At 34.8% G+C, this 15,505-nt stretch carries 14 protein-coding genes and 2 pseudogenes; 10 read left to right on the top strand and 6 right to left on the bottom strand.

Going from position 1 to position 15,505, the window contains the following annotated elements; translation table 11 throughout:
* Positions 1–15: 15 nt before the first annotated feature.
* Positions 16–1,353: an NAD(P)/FAD-dependent oxidoreductase gene (locus EKM03_RS11300; RefSeq protein ID WP_126740436.1), complete on the top strand. Its 1,338-nt coding sequence runs from the start codon at positions 16–18 to the stop codon at positions 1,351–1,353.
* Between the two features lie 32 nt (positions 1,354–1,385).
* On the opposite strand, the gene EKM03_RS11305 is transcribed toward EKM03_RS11300, so the two are convergent.
* From EKM03_RS11305 to EKM03_RS11310, 3 genes and pseudogenes are all read right to left on the bottom strand, one after another.
* Positions 1,386–2,645, bottom strand: coding sequence for an NAD(P)/FAD-dependent oxidoreductase (locus EKM03_RS11305; RefSeq protein WP_126576810.1), 1,260 nt, complete (start codon positions 2,643–2,645; stop codon positions 1,386–1,388).
* Positions 2,646–2,687: 42 nt separating this feature from the next.
* Positions 2,688–2,855, bottom strand: a pseudogene (locus EKM03_RS15500) (cupin); the annotation flags it as partial.
* A gap of 6 nt (positions 2,856–2,861) precedes the next feature.
* Positions 2,862–3,142 (bottom strand): annotated as a pseudogene (locus EKM03_RS11310) (helicase HerA-like domain-containing protein); the annotation flags it as partial.
* Between the two features lie 373 nt (positions 3,143–3,515).
* On the opposite strand from EKM03_RS11310, the gene EKM03_RS11315 reads away from it, so the two are divergent.
* The 7 genes from EKM03_RS11315 (at position 3,516) to EKM03_RS11350 (ending at position 10,096) form a co-directional block, all read left to right on the top strand.
* Complete coding sequence (locus tag EKM03_RS11315; protein ID WP_126453117.1) at positions 3,516–4,337, top strand: MotA/TolQ/ExbB proton channel family protein; 822 nt, start codon at positions 3,516–3,518, stop codon at positions 4,335–4,337.
* Positions 4,338–4,384: 47 nt separating this feature from the next.
* Positions 4,385–4,996: a biopolymer transporter ExbD gene (locus EKM03_RS11320; protein ID WP_126457407.1), complete on the top strand. Its 612-nt coding sequence runs from the start codon at positions 4,385–4,387 to the stop codon at positions 4,994–4,996.
* 19 nt (positions 4,997–5,015) lie between these two features.
* A complete protein-coding gene (locus tag EKM03_RS11325; protein WP_126453123.1) occupies positions 5,016–5,564 on the top strand; it encodes a biopolymer transporter ExbD in 549 nt (182 codons plus the stop codon).
* Positions 5,565–5,605: 41 nt separating this feature from the next.
* A complete protein-coding gene (locus EKM03_RS11330; RefSeq protein WP_126457406.1) occupies positions 5,606–6,403 on the top strand; it encodes an energy transducer TonB in 798 nt (265 codons plus the stop codon).
* A 230-nt stretch (positions 6,404–6,633) separates the two neighbouring features.
* A complete protein-coding gene (locus EKM03_RS11340; RefSeq protein ID WP_126457405.1) occupies positions 6,634–7,560 on the top strand; it encodes a PstS family phosphate ABC transporter substrate-binding protein in 927 nt (308 codons plus the stop codon).
* Complete coding sequence (locus EKM03_RS11345; RefSeq protein ID WP_317125126.1) at positions 7,547–9,253, top strand: tetratricopeptide repeat protein; 1,707 nt, start codon at positions 7,547–7,549, stop codon at positions 9,251–9,253. Before EKM03_RS11340 ends, EKM03_RS11345 begins: the two co-directional genes overlap by 14 nt.
* A gap of 210 nt (positions 9,254–9,463) precedes the next feature.
* The gene (locus EKM03_RS11350) at positions 9,464–10,096 is read left to right on the top strand and encodes a 7-carboxy-7-deazaguanine synthase QueE (protein ID WP_126457404.1); all 633 of its coding nucleotides are present in this window, start codon (positions 9,464–9,466) and stop codon (positions 10,094–10,096) included.
* Between the two features lie 185 nt (positions 10,097–10,281).
* On the opposite strand, the gene EKM03_RS11355 is transcribed toward EKM03_RS11350, so the two are convergent.
* Entirely contained in the window at positions 10,282–10,824 is a 543-nt protein-coding gene (locus EKM03_RS11355) for a YfiT family bacillithiol transferase (RefSeq protein ID WP_126740437.1), read from the bottom strand.
* 22 nt (positions 10,825–10,846) lie between these two features.
* Entirely contained in the window at positions 10,847–11,554 is a 708-nt protein-coding gene (locus EKM03_RS11360) for a bifunctional 2-polyprenyl-6-hydroxyphenol methylase/3-demethylubiquinol 3-O-methyltransferase UbiG (RefSeq protein WP_126457402.1), read from the bottom strand.
* 74 nt (positions 11,555–11,628) lie between these two features.
* Between EKM03_RS11360 and EKM03_RS11365 the strand changes: the two genes are divergently transcribed.
* Positions 11,629–12,123 (top strand): YkgJ family cysteine cluster protein, encoded by a 495-nt coding sequence (locus EKM03_RS11365; RefSeq protein ID WP_126555029.1) that lies wholly within the window; start codon positions 11,629–11,631, stop codon positions 12,121–12,123.
* Between the two features lie 74 nt (positions 12,124–12,197).
* Here EKM03_RS11365 and EKM03_RS11370 read toward each other — a convergent pair whose 3' ends face one another.
* Positions 12,198–13,433, bottom strand: coding sequence for an exo-beta-N-acetylmuramidase NamZ domain-containing protein (locus EKM03_RS11370; protein ID WP_126457401.1), 1,236 nt, complete (start codon positions 13,431–13,433; stop codon positions 12,198–12,200).
* A gap of 78 nt (positions 13,434–13,511) precedes the next feature.
* On the opposite strand from EKM03_RS11370, the gene EKM03_RS11375 reads away from it, so the two are divergent.
* Positions 13,512–14,747 (top strand): ABC transporter permease, encoded by a 1,236-nt coding sequence (locus EKM03_RS11375; RefSeq protein WP_126457400.1) that lies wholly within the window; start codon positions 13,512–13,514, stop codon positions 14,745–14,747.
* The last annotated feature ends 758 nt before the right edge of the window (positions 14,748–15,505 follow it).

Here is a 15,505-nt window from a genome sequence, read left to right on the forward strand (position 1 = left end):
TTTTATAAAAAATTAATGCAAACTCCCCGAAAAATAGCAGTTGTAGGCTCTGGACTAGTCGGATCTTTACTAGCTATTTACCTTCGTAAAGCAGGTCATACTGTTCATATTTACGATAGAAGTCCAGATATCAGGAAGATACAGTTTTCAGGACGTTCTATCAACTTAGCGATGTCTAATCGCGGCTGGAAAGCCTTAGATGGAGTTGGAGTAGGTGATGCTGTTCGAGCGATCGCAATCCCCATGAAAAAACGGGCAATTCATTTAGTGGATAAACTTAATTTTCAAAATTATGGTCAGGAAGGCGAATCCATTGATTCAATTTCGAGAGGAATTTTAAACCGAAAAATGATCGATTTGGCGGAAGCCGCAGGAGCAGAGTTCTTTTTTGAGCACAAAATTTGGGATGTAACTCTAGAAAATGCCACGCTTCATATAGGCGAAACCGAAAGAGGCGCATGGGAAGATAAAAAATACGATATGGTTTTTGGCGCTGATGGTGCTTTTTCAAGAATTCGTCACCGCATGCAGCGCCAGAGTATGTTCGATTATTCGCAAGAATTTCTACCTATTGGATATAAAGAATTAAATATTCCGGCAAACGGGGATGGATCACATAAATTGGATAAAAATTCGTTTCATATCTGGCCACGAGGAGAATATATGTTGATTGCCTTGCCCAATTTAGACGGAAGCTTTACCTGTACTTTATTTATGCCCTTTGAAGGAGAAAATTCCTTTGATTCCTTAAAGGACAGGAAGTCAGTAGAAGCTTTTTTTGAAAAAAATTTACCGGATACGATTGATGTTATTCCAAAATTAGCGGAAGATTTTTTCCGGAACCCAACCAGTACATTAGTAACCATGAAGTGTTTTCCTTGGACGTATGAGGATAAGGTTGCCTTGATTGGGGATGCGAGTCATGCCATTGTCCCTTTTTACGGACAAGGAATGAATGCCGGTTTTGAAGATATTTCAGTGCTGTATGAAATGATTGAAAAGTACGGGGATGATTGGAAATCTATTTTTTCCGAATATCAAAAATCCCGTAAACAAAATGCCGATGCTATTGCAGAGCTTTCCTATCGAAATTTTTTAGAAATGAGTTCTAAGACTGCAGATGAAAACTTCCTTTTGCAAAAGAAAATTGAAAAATCATTTTCAGACAAGCACCCTGAAAAATGGATTCCGCTATACAGTCGTGTAACATTTAGTGATCGGCCTTATACAGAAGCGTTGGCTATAGGTGATTATCAAAATGCAATTATGGAAGAAATTTTAAAAATGGAAAATATCAAAGAAATCTGGGATTCAGAAGTAGTTGAAAAGACCATTTTAGAATTGTTAAAATAAAAAAAGGACTCTATTCAAAGTCCTTTTTGGTGTTATTTATCTTTTGTTGCCGGTTTCAGTAGGACTCGTAAGGTGCTGTCATTATTGAAATAGCTGAACGTCCAATTGATAAAAATAGAAAGTTTGTTTTTGACGCTCAAAATCAACATAAGGTGGATAAACATCCAGGTAAACCAAGCCAATCTTCCTTGGAAACTAAATTTTGGCAAATCGACCACCGCTTTTCGTTTCCCTACTGTAGCCATAGAACCCTTATCATGATACTCGTATTCGATTTGAGGTTTGTTTTTTAGACTTAGTTTGAAGTTTGTGGCTAATACTTTTCCTTGTTCTATAGCAACACTGGCTACTTGCGGATGACCATTGGGATATTTAGGAGTAGCCATGAATGAAATATCACCAAGGGCATACACGTCTTCGAGGTTTTCTATTTTATTAAATCGGTCAACAAGATAGCGATTTCCTCTGGTAATACTTTCTTTGGGAATGCCTTCCAGGGTGTTTCCTGTAATTCCTGCTGCCCAGATCACATTTCTGGATGCAATCCTGTCTCCGTTTTGCAGGCTTACGGTTTTACCGTTGTAATGGCTTACAATAGTATCCGTTTTTACAATGACACCTAGTTCCTCCAGATATTTACGAGACGTTTTTTGGGAATCTTCACTCATTGGGTTCAATACGTTCGGAGATCCTTCAAGAATATAAATGGTGAGTTTCGAAAAATCTTTATCCGGATAATCTTTTGGCAAAATATTTTTTTTCATTTCTGCCAAAGCTCCTGCAAGTTCTACTCCGGTAGGGCCTCCGCCAACAATCACAAAGTTCATTAGCGATTGTAGCTCTTCTGGTGAAGCAATTAAGGCATCTTCAAAAGTTTGTAGAATTTGGTTGCGAAGTTGGATCGCTTCCGGCACCGATTTCATGGGAAATGCAAATTTTTCTATTTCAGCATTTCCAAAATAATTAGTCGTGCATCCAAAGGCAATTATCAAATGGTCGTACTCAAAATCAGCAATAGAGGTTTGTACTATTTTGTGCTCCGGATCAATACGAAGTACATCAGCTATTCGAATGCGGACATTTTTCGAATGCTGAAATACTTTTCGTAACGGAAATGAGATACTGGCAGGTTCAAGCCTTGCTGTGGCTACCTGGTACATCAAGGGTTGAAATTGATGGTAGTTGTTTTTGTCAATCAGTAAAACATCAAAATCTGTATTTTCTAAATCTTGAGCCAAACGCAATCCAGCAAAGCCAGCGCCAACTATTATAATTTTTTTTTGAACTTTCATACTTTTTTTATGGAAAGTATAAAGATACAAATTATATAAGGGTTAGTCTGCTCTATTAACTTTTTCTAAAGAAAATGAAGGTTTGCAAATAGCTAAATATTCACAGACTTCATTAAAAGGATCGGAATAGTGCACACGGGTATTCTTCTCTATTTTTATGGACTGTCCTGCTGTAAGAACCACGGTCTCGCCTTCAATTATAAATTGTTTTTATTTCCCTTCTTTAGCAATACCACTAAAATCGCCTTTTATGTCCATCATTAAAACAGGAATCCCAAAAGAGGATAGTTGTTATGAAAGAACTTGGATCGTTTTGGTTTTCCCCGTTCCAGTAGCTCCGGCAATTAACCCATGACGGTTTAAGGTTTTTAAGGGAATTTTTATGGGTGCATTTGCTAGAGCTTCTCCGCCTAATAGTACTCCTCCAAAGTCATACTCTCTCCTTTTGAAAGGTACCCACGCGTTATGTCTTGTATAAAATCTTCTTTTCTGGTCATGATAAGTTTGAATTAAAAGGATTTGTAAGCTGCTATTAGTATCCTAAAATAGTAAATTATGGGGTATAATGCAGTTTTCCTGCTTTTTTACTCTTAATAATAAAAAAATATATTTTTGACTGCTTTTAAACGGTTATTGAAAATTTATGTTAATATTTCTTAAAAATGTATTTTTTTTTTTGTAAAACGAATGATTTCCTTATAGATTTTGATATATATGCAATGAGTAAATTGCTAAATGTTTGTTTGAAATAAAATTAATGACAATAAAATTAAAAAAAGTTTTTTTATTTGAACTAAAAATATAAATTTGCTCCACTACAAGTTTATTATAACTAAAATAAATTATTTAAAACTATTAAAATTAAAAAAAATGGCAAACGTTAAAAAAGAAAAGAGTTCAAACGGAGGAGGAATGATTTCAGGAATCATTATTGTGGCATGTGTATTTGTAGGATGGTTGATTTGGAATTTTATAATGGGAGATGGTGCCAATTTTGAAGGCGGAGTAAATACAGGACACCCAATACCGGGTAATTATTTGGCAATGGTATACAAAGGAGGTCCAATTGTACCAGTTTTGATGGGTTTATTGTTGATGACTGTTGTTTTTTCTTTTGAAAGATATTTTGTGATTTCAAAAGCAGCTGGATCAGGAAACTTAGATCAGTTTATGAAAAAAGTACAAGATGATATTAAAGAAGGGAATATTGATGGAGCTATCGCTTTGTGTGATAAACAGAAAGGATCTGTTGCAAATGCAATAAAATCAGCTTTGATCAAATACCAAGATGTTAAAAAAGAAGGATTCAATAGCGAAGAAGCTGCTGAAACAATTCACAAGGAAATCGAAGAGGCTACTTCATTAGAAATGCCAATGTTAGAGAAAAATATGACTATTATTTCATCTTTGGTTTCTTTAGGAACTCTTGCAGGATTATTAGGTACGGTAACAGGGATGATTAAAGCGTTTGGAGCATTAGCTAGTGCAGGTACTCCTGATCAAGCGGCTCTTGCAAATGGTATTTCTGAAGCACTTATCAACACTGCAACTGGAATTTCGACTTCAGTATTAGCAATCGTTTCGTATAACTTCTTTACTTCTAAAATTGATGATTTAACCTATTCTATTGATGAAGCAGGTACTACAATTGTAAATACTTACAGAAGATTTAGAGGAAGCTTAAAACAATAATAATTTTTTTGACGTCATGTGCGTCAAAATAAAATATAAAAAAGATAATGGCTAAACTAAAAATGTCAAAAAAGTCAACGTCAATTGACATGACTGCGATGTGTGATGTTGCGTTTCTTTTGCTTACGTTCTTTATCTTGACCGCTACAGCTAAAGTACCAGAAGCATTGCCGGTAGACACGCCTTCTTCTACAGTTCAGACAAAATTGCCTGAGACAGATTTGGCTACAATTACTATTGGAAAAGGAAAAGTATTCTTTGATCTAAAAGGAAGAGAAGTTCGTAAAAAAACGTTAGAATTAATGGGTCAAAAATATGGTGTTGAATTCTCAGCTGATGATGCTGATAAATTTGCACTGATGGATGGTTTTGGTGTGCCAATTCAAAGTTTGAAGCAAATCATAGAGATGAAAGCTGCAGACAGAGGAAAAGCAAACCAACCAGGTATTCCAAAAGATTCACTTGATAATCAATTAGCGGATTGGATACAAAATGCTCGTATTGCCAATATTGAAATTGCTGATAAAGAATTGCAAATAGCCATAAAAGGGGATGCAAAAGAAGAATATCAGGCAATTAAAAAGGTGATGGATATTTTACAAGATCAAAAAATCAATAGCTTTAATTTAGTTACTGGTTTAAGAGGAGAAGATTTTTAATTAAAAAACATACACTACAATGGCTGAATTAAATACCGGCGACGGTGGAGGCGGAAAAGGTGGTAAAGTAAGAAGTAAAAAACAAAATTCAAAAGTAGATTTAACTGCTATGGTGGATTTGGCATTCTTATTGATCACATTTTTTATGCTGACTACTACGTTGTCAAAACCCCAATCAATGGATTTGGGGTTGCCAGATAAAGAAGACGATCCTAAAATAAATAAGGATATTAAAGTAGATGAAAATCGTACTTTAACAATTATGCTTGGTGAGAACAATAAGGTGGTATATTACATGGGTTTATTGGCTACGCCAATTGCAGGTCCAAAAGATATTGCCTATGGAAAAAACGGAATTCGTAAAGAATTATTGGCTAGAAAAAAATCAGTAGTGGAGCATACTGGAAACAAAGACAAAGGAGTTATTGTGATCATCAAGCCAAGTAAGAAATCTAATTATCGTAACTTAGTTGATATACTTGATGAAATGGCAATTGTTGGCGTTCCAACTTATGCAATTGTAAATGATTTTTCACCTGAGGAAACAAAATTGTTAGAAGGTAAATAAGATTTTAATCTAATAGCCTAATAACCTAATAATTAAGAAAAATGAAATTAGATATATTTAAAAACCAATGGCTGGATATCGTTTTTGAAGGGCGAAATAAAAGTTATGGAGCGTATGAACTAAGAAAAGAAAATAATAAGACCTCAGTGAGAGCGCTTATTGTTGGAAGTATTCTTTTTAGTTTGGCCGTTAGTGCCCCTCTTATTGCTAGTCTGCTTCCGGATACATCTGATGTAGAGGAAAATAGAGATATTAAAATTACAGCAGTAAAGTTGCCGCCAAAGCAAGAAAAGCCTAAAGAAAACATCCCGCCACCACCACCTCCACCTCCAAAAGTGGATCAGGTTAAATTTGTGAAACCTGTTGTAGCAAAAGCGGAAGAAGTTACAGAAGAACCACCCAAAATTGTTGAAATTAAAGACAAAAAATTAGGTGCAGTGACCATAAAAGGTGATCCAGATGCAGTATTGACTGTAGAGCCTGTAGGTACAGGTACTGCCGCGGTAGTAGAAGAAGTAGATAACCAAATTTACAACACTGCTGGGATTGAGGTTAAACCTGATTTTCCAGGTGGGATAGAGAAATTTTACAAGTATGTGGGTAATAATTATCAAACTCCTGAAGAAGACGGGTTGAATGGTAAAGTATATGTTACTTTCGTAGTAGAGAAAGATGGTTCTTTAACCGATATTAAAGTAATTAGAGATATTGGTTATGGTACAGGGAAAGAGGCGATTCGTGTTTTGAAAAAGTCTCCTAGATGGACTCCGGGTGAACAAAACGGTAAAAAAGTCAGAGTGCTGTATTCTTTACCAATTACAATTCAAACGGCAAATTAATGTTAAAGAGCATACGTATTAATATTCAGAAGAAATCGCTCAAAGAGCGATTTCTTCTCGTTTTAGGAATTATGTTTTTTTTAGTTTATCTGGTTTTGGGTTTATTTATTATCTTTATGAAAGAATTTCCCATAGTAATGGATACTGGATATAGAATAGCATTTGGTTTGCTTCTTATTGTATATTCTTTTTTTAGATTCATCCGACTTATTAATAATACCAACTAGATCATGAAAAAAACAGCTATAATTCCGTATTTTATTTTTCTTTCTTTGTTTGCATTTCTTTTTGCATGTAAAAAAACGGAAGGATCTAAGGAAAATAAAGAAACTATTTTAAAAGGTTCTACAACGATACTAGTTGATGAAACATTACAACCTGTGATTGAGGATCAGATAGCGGTTTTTGAAAGTGTGTATCCTGCAAAAATAACGTTGAATGCTAAATCTGAAAAAGAAGTGCTCCGATCATTGCTAAATGATTCATTAAGTATTGCCATTTTATCCAGAAAATTAAATGCTGAGGAAAATAAGATTTTTGAGGGTAAAAAAATTATTCCAAAAGTGACTCCTTTCGCTACTGATGGGATTGCTTTAATCGCAAATGAGAAAATTAAGGATACCTTAGTCGCTTTAAATGACATTATAGCCTTTCTGCAAGGGAAGTCTCAAACGGCAATAAAGGGATTGGTTTTTGATAATCCAAATTCCAGTACTGTTCGTTATATGAATGAATTAGCGGGTGTGTCAGAACTTCCGAAAAAGGGGATTTTTTCTTTTAAAACCAATGAAGAGGTAATAAAGTATGTGTCTGAAAATGAAGGAATGATTGGAATAGTGGGGCTAAACTGGCTTTATCAACCTTCTGGAATTATGAAAGATATTGTAAAAAAAATTAAGGTGCTTAGCGTTAAAAGTACTACTGGAAATCAATATTATCCGCCATCGCAAAATAATATTGCAGAGGGAACCTATCCTTTGGCACGTGATTTGTATATAATAAATTGTCAGGGTTCTTCTGGATTAGGAATGGGTTTTGCCTCTTTTGTAGCAGGTGAAAGAGGACAGCGGATAATACTTAAATCTGGTTTACTGCCGGTACGAACACCGAGTAGATTAATTCAGGTTAGAAAAAAAATATACAATGATAAAAATTAAATTAACTACAATGAAAATGAATAAATTAAAAACGTTTAGTGTTGCATTATTAGCATCGGCATTTGCAAGTCAAGCGCAAGATATTGATCAAGCAAAAAAAGCGATCGATGCAGAACAGTTCGAAAGTGCGAAGGCAATTTTAAAATCAATTATTAAGGAGAATCCATCTAATGGAGCTGCTTTTTTTACTTTAGGGAATGTATATCTTACTCAAAATGTAGAAGATTCCGCCAAAATTTATTTCCAAAAAGGATTAACAGCTTCTGATGAAGCTAATTTGAATTACATTGGCTTAGGTCAAATGGATTTAGATAACAATGATGTTGCGGCAGCTCAAGCAAAATTTGTATTGGCCACCAAAGACATGAAAAGAAAGGATTTTGCAGAGTACGTTTACCAAGCAAGAGCCTATATGAATGCTGAAAAGCCCGATTATAAAAATGCAATCGCTATTTTGAATCGCGCTGCCATAAAAAATGCAGATGATGCACAGTTACAGCTTGCCCTTGGTGATGCTTACTATGGTGATAGCAAACAAAATGAAGCTTATGTAGCTTATAGAAGTGCTTTTCAAGCAGATAATTCTTTGCTAAGAGCAAAAATGCAACTGGGTGTTTTGCTTAAAGGAGCAAAATCGTATGACGAAGCTTTAAAAGCTTATGAAGAGGTTATTGCTATTAATCCTAACTATGGACCAGTGTATAGAGAATTAGCGGAGACTTATTATAAAATTGCACGTAATAAACCTTCTCAAGCGGCTGTGAATTATAAAAAAGCAATTGGCTATTACGATAAATATATGGCTTTAACCGATTACTCGATTAACTCTAGAATGCGTCGAGCTGATTTTCTAATCTTGATAGAGGATTATGTTGCACTGGAAGCGGAAGCTAACAAAATGATCGAATTGGACAAAGTTAATCCAAGAATCTATCGTTATTTAGGATATGCGGCTTATGAAAATGGAAATGTTGATTTAGCATTGAAATCATTGGAAAGTTTTATCGCTTCCCCAACTAATAAAGTAATCGCTAAAGATTATTTGTATTTAGGTTTGACTAAAATAAAAAAAGGGACTAGCGAAGATGGATTAGCTATAGACTCCGTTGCTTTTGATTCAGGAATGAAAGGTCTTAAAAAAGCAATCGAAATGGAGCCATTAGCGGTTCAAGATTTGAGTGATATTGGTAAAAAATTATTTTCTCAAAAACTATACAAAGAATCTGCAGCTGTATTTGAATCTGGAGCCAGTTCTCCTGAGTCTACTAATTATCTGGATGACAACGTCTATTTTGGTCTAGCGAATTACTATGCCAATATTAACAAAAAGGAAGGCGAAAAAGTAGATGCAATTGCTTTATCAAAAGCAGATGCTGCTTTTGATAAAGTATTAGTTGCTTCTCCTACTTATTTAGAAGCATACTTGTATAAAGCAAGAACCAATAGATTACTTGAAAAAGATGACTTGATGGTGAAAAATTATGAAGATTATCTTTTAAAAACAATGGAATTAGGTGCTGAGGAAATAGCAAAACCTGCAGTAAAAACTAAGTTTATTGAATGTTACAATAATATGGCAGCCAGTTTTGCTAATACAGACAAGCCTAAAGCTATTGAATATTTTAAAAAAACATTAGCATTAGACCCTGCTAATAATTATGCGACAGAGTCAATAAAAATTTTGAAACAATAAGAATTTGTCTCAATATCAAAAACCGATAGTCTTTGGCTATCGGTTTTTTTGTGCTCCTATTTTAGGATCGTTGTATTCAGAGTTGGATTAATTATTTCAAAACGGTTTAATACACGCCTTTTTTGGCTTATTGAAAGTTTATCATTTTAGTCTGTGTTTGCAAATGGACTCCTTTTCTAATTAACTATCTTTGCACTTTAAAATTAAAGAATGTTATCAAAAGAAATACAGTTAGAAGTTAATAAAGGTGCAATGCTTCCTTTAATGGAAGAATTTTACACCATTCAAGGGGAAGGATACCATACCGGAACAGCTGCGTACTTTATTAGAATTGGCGGATGTGATGTAGGTTGTCATTGGTGTGATGTTAAAGAAAGCTGGAATGCGGCGCTACACCCGCCAACTAGTATTGATCAAATTGTTGCCAATGCAAGTAAATATTCAGAAACTGTTGTGGTTACTGGTGGTGAACCATTGATGTGGGACATGAGCTTGCTAACACAAAAGCTAAAAGATAGTGATAGAAAAGTGCACATAGAAACTTCTGGGGCTTATCCGCTTACGGGAACTTGGGATTGGATTTGTTTGTCGCCAAAGAAAAACAAATTACCAACTCAAACGGTGTATGATAACGCACAGGAATTAAAAGTGATTATTTACAATAAACATGATTTTATTTTTGCCGAAGAGCAAGCTGATAAAGTAAATGAGAATGCCATTTTATTTCTTCAACCGGAATGGAGTAAAAAAGAAGAAATGACTCCGTTAATTGTTGATTATGTAATGAACAACCCAAAATGGCGTGTCTCGTTGCAAACACATAAATATTTGAATATTCCTTAATACTTAAAAACCTCAAACAACAAGTGCTGTTTGGGGTTTTTAATTAAAAAAGATACTGATTAATTTTCGGAAGGCTTACTTCTTGTTAGCAGATTTCCTAGCCCAGATAGTAGCGACATCCTTTTTTTCTCATTTTTTTAATGAGAAAAAAAGATATAGCGAATAGCTGGAAATAGCTCCTTATACTACCAACCTTTTTCTTTTTTCAATTCGGTAATATGCGCTAAGTGGTGGTTTCCATGCCAAGCATAGGTTGCAATTATTTCCTTCAATTGAATAACGGTATTATGTTCGGGATGTATAAAAGATTTTTCAAGATCTGCTTCAGAAAGACTGTTCATTATATATGCCAAACGAAAATGCAATCCGTCAAGAAATGAAAGTGTGGGTTGAATGGGCATCGTTAAATTATCATGTAATTCTGCCCAACAATCTTCTTGATACGCTTTTATTAGCGGTTTATTTTCAGTTAATGTCCATTTAATTCTAACGAAACAATTCATGTGACTGTCGGCGCAATGGTGAATGACTTGACGAATCGTCCAGCCATCCTGACGGTATGGTGTCTCGAGTTGTTCCTCTGTCAAATGAATGACTTCGTTTTTCAATCGTTCTGGAAAACTTGCGATTTCTTTTATTTTATTATGGAGATATTCACTTGAATAGATCTCGGGTCTGATAAATTTCCCAATAGGATAACGTAATTTTTCCACCGCTGAATTTCCCATACTAAGTAGTTTTATGTGTTTTCTAAATGGAAAGTTTTGCTAAATAATCAAAATGTTCACCTTCAAGAATCAACTCGCATTTTAGTCCATTATCTAAAGCTGCATTTTGCAAAGTGTTGTAATCAATGAACATCCAGTCAAATGGTTTTTCTTTCTCGCCTTTGTAGGAGATATTAAAAACGATTTCTCCATAATATTCCTTTTGGGAAGGAATCCACTTTCCGCCATCTTCATCGTCATCAAACATATAAATTATATCAGAACTGTCTAATAGAATTTGTCCGCCGGGATTCAATAATGATTTTAGTTTTAAAAGGAAATTCGGGATGTTTTTAAGTTTACCGCACATTCCCGCACCATTCATCAATAGGAGTATGGTGTCGTACTTTTCATTTTCTAATGTCAGTACATCTTGAACTTTTGCTTTTTTCAATCCACGCAAGGTACATGCCTGGATAGCATTTGCTGAAATATCAATAGAGGTTACGTCTAGATTGCGTTCGTTTTGCAAAGATAAACTATGGCTTCCTGCGCCACAGCCAACATCCAGGATTTTACCTTTGGCAAGTTGTAACGCTTTTTGTTCCATTTGGGGCATTTCATCATAAGAACGAAACAAGTAGGCAACGCTCATTTCATCTTCTTCAGATATTGTAGTTTCCGTAATTAAATCTTCGGGTGAATTATTGGTTTGAAAATCAAGTATGGCTTTGCCAAAAAGGTCTTTCATCTTTTTTTGTTTAAAGTTTAAGGTTAAAGGATTCAAGTTTGTTACTTTTGTGGTTCCAACTTTAAACTTTAAATTTGAAACATATTTTAAACAATCTCCCTAAGGAAGCCAAAGATAAGCATATCGAAAACAAAAAGTATTTTGATAAGCTGAAAAAAAAGACACCAAAGAATTTGGATTACGTGATGCAAGATTTGCATGATGCTGAATTCAAGAAAACGGATTGTTTAAAGTGTGCTAATTGTTGTAAAACTACGGGACCATTATTTACGGATGCCGACATTGAGCGTGTTTCAAAATACCTACGCCAAAAGCCACAACAGTTTATCCAGCAATACCTTCAAATCGATGAAGACCGAGATTATGTTTTGCAAAGTGTACCCTGTACTTTTCTCGATGATGAAAATGCGTGCATGATATATGACGTACGTCCAAAAGCGTGTAGAGAATTCCCGCATACGGATCGAAAAAAATTCCAACAAATTACAGACTTAACCTTGAAAAACGTAGCGATATGCCCGGCAGCGTTTAATATTGTAGAGGAAATGAAAAAGAAAATGCCGCTTTAAAAATTTTCTATTTTGTCTCCCTCTGCTTTGTAGAGTCCCGTCCCGAAACTTCGGGATCGGAAGGGGGGTGAGAATTAGTATATCAAATATTTCATTCTCATTGCTTTAAACTCAATAAGTCCTTTCTGCCAGCTTTTTCTGATTTCATTTTCGGAAATTCCATTTTCTATTTGCTGTTGCAGTTTTTTAGTTCCTGCAAGTTTGGTAAAAAAAGGATTGAAGAATTTCGATTTTTCCGTTGTGCTTTGATAGGCTTGAATCAACCATTTTAATTCTAGTTTACTGACCTTTGTATGTGTTGATAAATCTTCCCCATAACATTTCACGCCATTGTAAACTGGATTTTGTGCACCAAAATTTGGTTTGGGTATAAAACTAAAATCACTTTTTGGTAGATACGGAGAACCATAAATCTGAAATTGTTTTTCAGTTCCACGACCCACACTTACATTTGTGCCTTCAAACAGACACAAACTTGCATAAAGATTCACGGCTTGATCATTTGGAAGATTCGGTGAAGGTTTTACAGGTAAACTATAATTCATTTTTCGGTTGTAATTAATACACGGAATAACGGTCAATTTGCATTGAATGCCATTTTTCAGCCATTTCTCTCCATTTATCATTTTAGCATACTCGCCAATTGTCATTCCATGTAGCAAAGGAATTGGATGCATGCCTACAAAACTGGTAAATTCTGGCTCAAGAATTGGACCGTCGACTATACTTCCATTCGGATTTGGTCTGTCAAGAACTAAAAGCGGAATGTTGTTTTCAGCGCAAGCTTCCATGATGTAATGTAACGAGGAGATGTAAGTATAAAACCGTGCGCCTACATCTTGCAAGTCGAAAATCATGATATCGATTCCAGCGAGGTGTTCTTGTTTTGGTTTTTTATTATCACCGTATAGAGAAATAATTGGCAGCCCGGTTTTAGAATCTTTTCCATCAACCACATGTTCTCCCGCATCAGCAGTGCCACGAAAACCATGTTCTGGAGCAAAAATAGTTTGCACATTGATATTTTTGGAAAGTAAAAAATCAACAAAATGGGTTTTGTCAGATAGAATTCCCGTTTGATTGGTTACAATTCCTGTTGTTTTATTTTCTAACAGAGAAATATATTTTTCGTAATTATCGGCTCCCGTTTTAAATATTGGTATTTGATGTGGTCTAAAAAATGGTTGGAAATGGATTTTTGGCAAGCTATCCGTACTGCTGCTATACTGATTGTTTTTTGTAGAACTTCCACAAGAGGATTGTACAACTAATGTCAATAATAAGAGGTAAGTATAGCTAAAATATTTCATAGTACTATTTTTGATCTGTTTAAATCTGTTTAATCTGTGGCAAAAAACTTTATGTATCTTTGTTGCAAACTATAAATTTTGAATTTAGAATATTTCATAGCCAAAAGACTCATAACTGCTAAAGATTATAAAAGTAGCATATCTGCTCCAATTATAAAAATTGCTATTTCAGCAATTGCAATTGGTATGATTATGATGATTATTTCGGTAGCGACAGGAATTGGACTGCAACAAAAAATCCGAGAGAAGGTTGCGGCTTTCAACGGACACATCGTTATTTCCAATTATGACAACAATCAATCCGAAGTCACGGTAGTTCCAATTTCTAAAAAACAAGATTTTTATCCAAAATTTACTGCTGTTCCTGAAGTGGAGCATATTCAAGCCATTGCCAGTAAAGCAGGAATTATTAGAACCGAAACCGCTTTCGAAGGAATTATTTTCAAGGGAGTGGGGAATGATTACAAATGGGATAATATAAAAGAGTATCTGGTTTCAGGCAAATTACCTGATTATTCAAAAAATGTGAATCAAGAAGTGTTATTGTCTCAATTCCTTGCCAATAGGTTGAATTTGAAAGTAGGAGATCTGTTCAATACATTCTTCATCAAAGAAAATCAAAATCAGTTGCCCAATATTCGGAGATTTAAAATTACAGGAATCTTCAATTCCGGTTTTCAGGAATTCGATGCAACCTATATAATAGGAGATATTCGTCACATGCAGCGTATCAATAAATGGACTCCAGATCAAATTGGTGCTTTCGAAGTTTTTGTTGACGATTTTAATACTATCGAAGCTACCGGAGAACAAGTCTATGCACAAACAGCTTCTACATTAGATAGTAAAACCATACTAGAAAAATACAGCTATATATTTGAATGGCTTCAGCTATTCGATTTTAATATCATCGTTATATTAGTTGTCATGATTCTTGTGGCCACAATCAACATGGTGGTTGCACTATTAGTATTAATTCTCGAACGAACCCAAATGATAGGAATCCTAAAAGCGTTAGGAGCCAATAATTGGTCCGTCCGGAAAATATTTCTATATAATGCCTTCTATCTTATCGTAAGAGGGCTTTTCTGGGGAAACTTAATCGGAATAGCACTATTGTTACTCCAGCAACAATTTGGCGTGATCCAGTTGAATCCAGAAAACTATTATGTAAACCAAGCACCAGTTTATTTAAATTGGGGATATATCCTAGTGCTAAACCTACTTACTGTGACCGTTTGTTTTTTTGTATTATTAATTCCGTCCTATATAATAACTAAAATTTCTCCAGTCAAAGCCATACGTTTCGATTAGATTATCATTAGTGCGTTCCCATTTATAAAAAAGAGAGGCTATTATCAATATAGATAGTAGCCTCTCTTTTTTATAAACGGTCGGGCTATCCGCTACAAGTCCTCATAAAGTTGTGTTTCACTCCACTTTCTTGCGGGCTTTCCACTACTATCCCTAACGCGAAGATTTGGAAACCAGAATATTTTGTTGTTTTGCCGCAAGTAATTGTAGCTTGTATGTGTTATAGTAAAGCAAAGAGCTGTTCAGTCATTATATATGGTATAGTATAAAATCGTTTACTGTGTTGTGCTCTTTTGTTAGGATAGGGTATGGTGGTGTTAATTTTCAGTAAATGAAAAAGAAGGAAGCGCATAAAAAGTGTAATAAAGCGTGATTTGGATAGGTTTCAAAAAAAGGGAATGGAGATTAAAGCTTTGTGAGGATAGATAAAAAGGTGATTTAGGATTGAAACGGATTAAAAGGGGAGTTAAGAATTAGGATTATTTAAAAAACTTTAATCTTCAAAAAACGTGATATCAGCTAGTTAAAGAAAAAATTAAGAAAAGGTCAAAAAAAAGGGATTAAAAAGCTTGTAAAAGCGAATAAAGGGTGTAGTTTTGCACCCGCAATGGAGCAGAAGTTCTTTAAAATACTGGCAAGTTACTTAGATCAAAAGGAAAATTTATTTTCAAAAAAAGATTTGATAAAGCTTGTGAGAATAGAAAACGGATGTTACCTTTGCACCCCGCAAAACGCGCAATGTTCCTTGACAGATTGAT

Origin of the sequence: Flavobacterium sp. GSP6 (assembly GCF_003984855.1) — a bacterium.
In the GTDB taxonomy this organism is placed as follows: domain Bacteria; phylum Bacteroidota; class Bacteroidia; order Flavobacteriales; family Flavobacteriaceae; genus Flavobacterium.

Bases quoted from the DNA above. Each gene is read 5' to 3' on its own strand.
- EKM03_RS11300 (WP_126740436.1), top strand. From the start codon at position 16: ATGCAAACTCCCCGAAAAATAGCAGTTGTAGGCTCTGGACTAGTCGGA.
- EKM03_RS11305 (WP_126576810.1), bottom strand. From the start codon at position 2,645: ATGAAAGTTCAAAAAAAAATTATAATAGTTGGCGCTGGCTTTGCTGGA.
- EKM03_RS11315 (WP_126453117.1), top strand. From the start codon at position 3,516: ATGGCAAACGTTAAAAAAGAAAAGAGTTCAAACGGAGGAGGAATGATT.
- EKM03_RS11320 (WP_126457407.1), top strand. From the start codon at position 4,385: ATGGCTAAACTAAAAATGTCAAAAAAGTCAACGTCAATTGACATGACT.
- EKM03_RS11325 (WP_126453123.1), top strand. From the start codon at position 5,016: ATGGCTGAATTAAATACCGGCGACGGTGGAGGCGGAAAAGGTGGTAAA.
- EKM03_RS11330 (WP_126457406.1), top strand. From the start codon at position 5,606: ATGAAATTAGATATATTTAAAAACCAATGGCTGGATATCGTTTTTGAA.
- EKM03_RS11340 (WP_126457405.1), top strand. From the start codon at position 6,634: ATGAAAAAAACAGCTATAATTCCGTATTTTATTTTTCTTTCTTTGTTT.
- EKM03_RS11345 (WP_317125126.1), top strand. From the start codon at position 7,547: ATGATAAAAATTAAATTAACTACAATGAAAATGAATAAATTAAAAACG.
- EKM03_RS11350 (WP_126457404.1), top strand. From the start codon at position 9,464: ATGTTATCAAAAGAAATACAGTTAGAAGTTAATAAAGGTGCAATGCTT.
- EKM03_RS11355 (WP_126740437.1), bottom strand. From the start codon at position 10,824: ATGGGAAATTCAGCGGTGGAAAAATTACGTTATCCTATTGGGAAATTT.
- EKM03_RS11360 (WP_126457402.1), bottom strand. From the start codon at position 11,554: ATGAAAGACCTTTTTGGCAAAGCCATACTTGATTTTCAAACCAATAAT.
- EKM03_RS11370 (WP_126457401.1), bottom strand. From the start codon at position 13,433: ATGAAATATTTTAGCTATACTTACCTCTTATTATTGACATTAGTTGTA.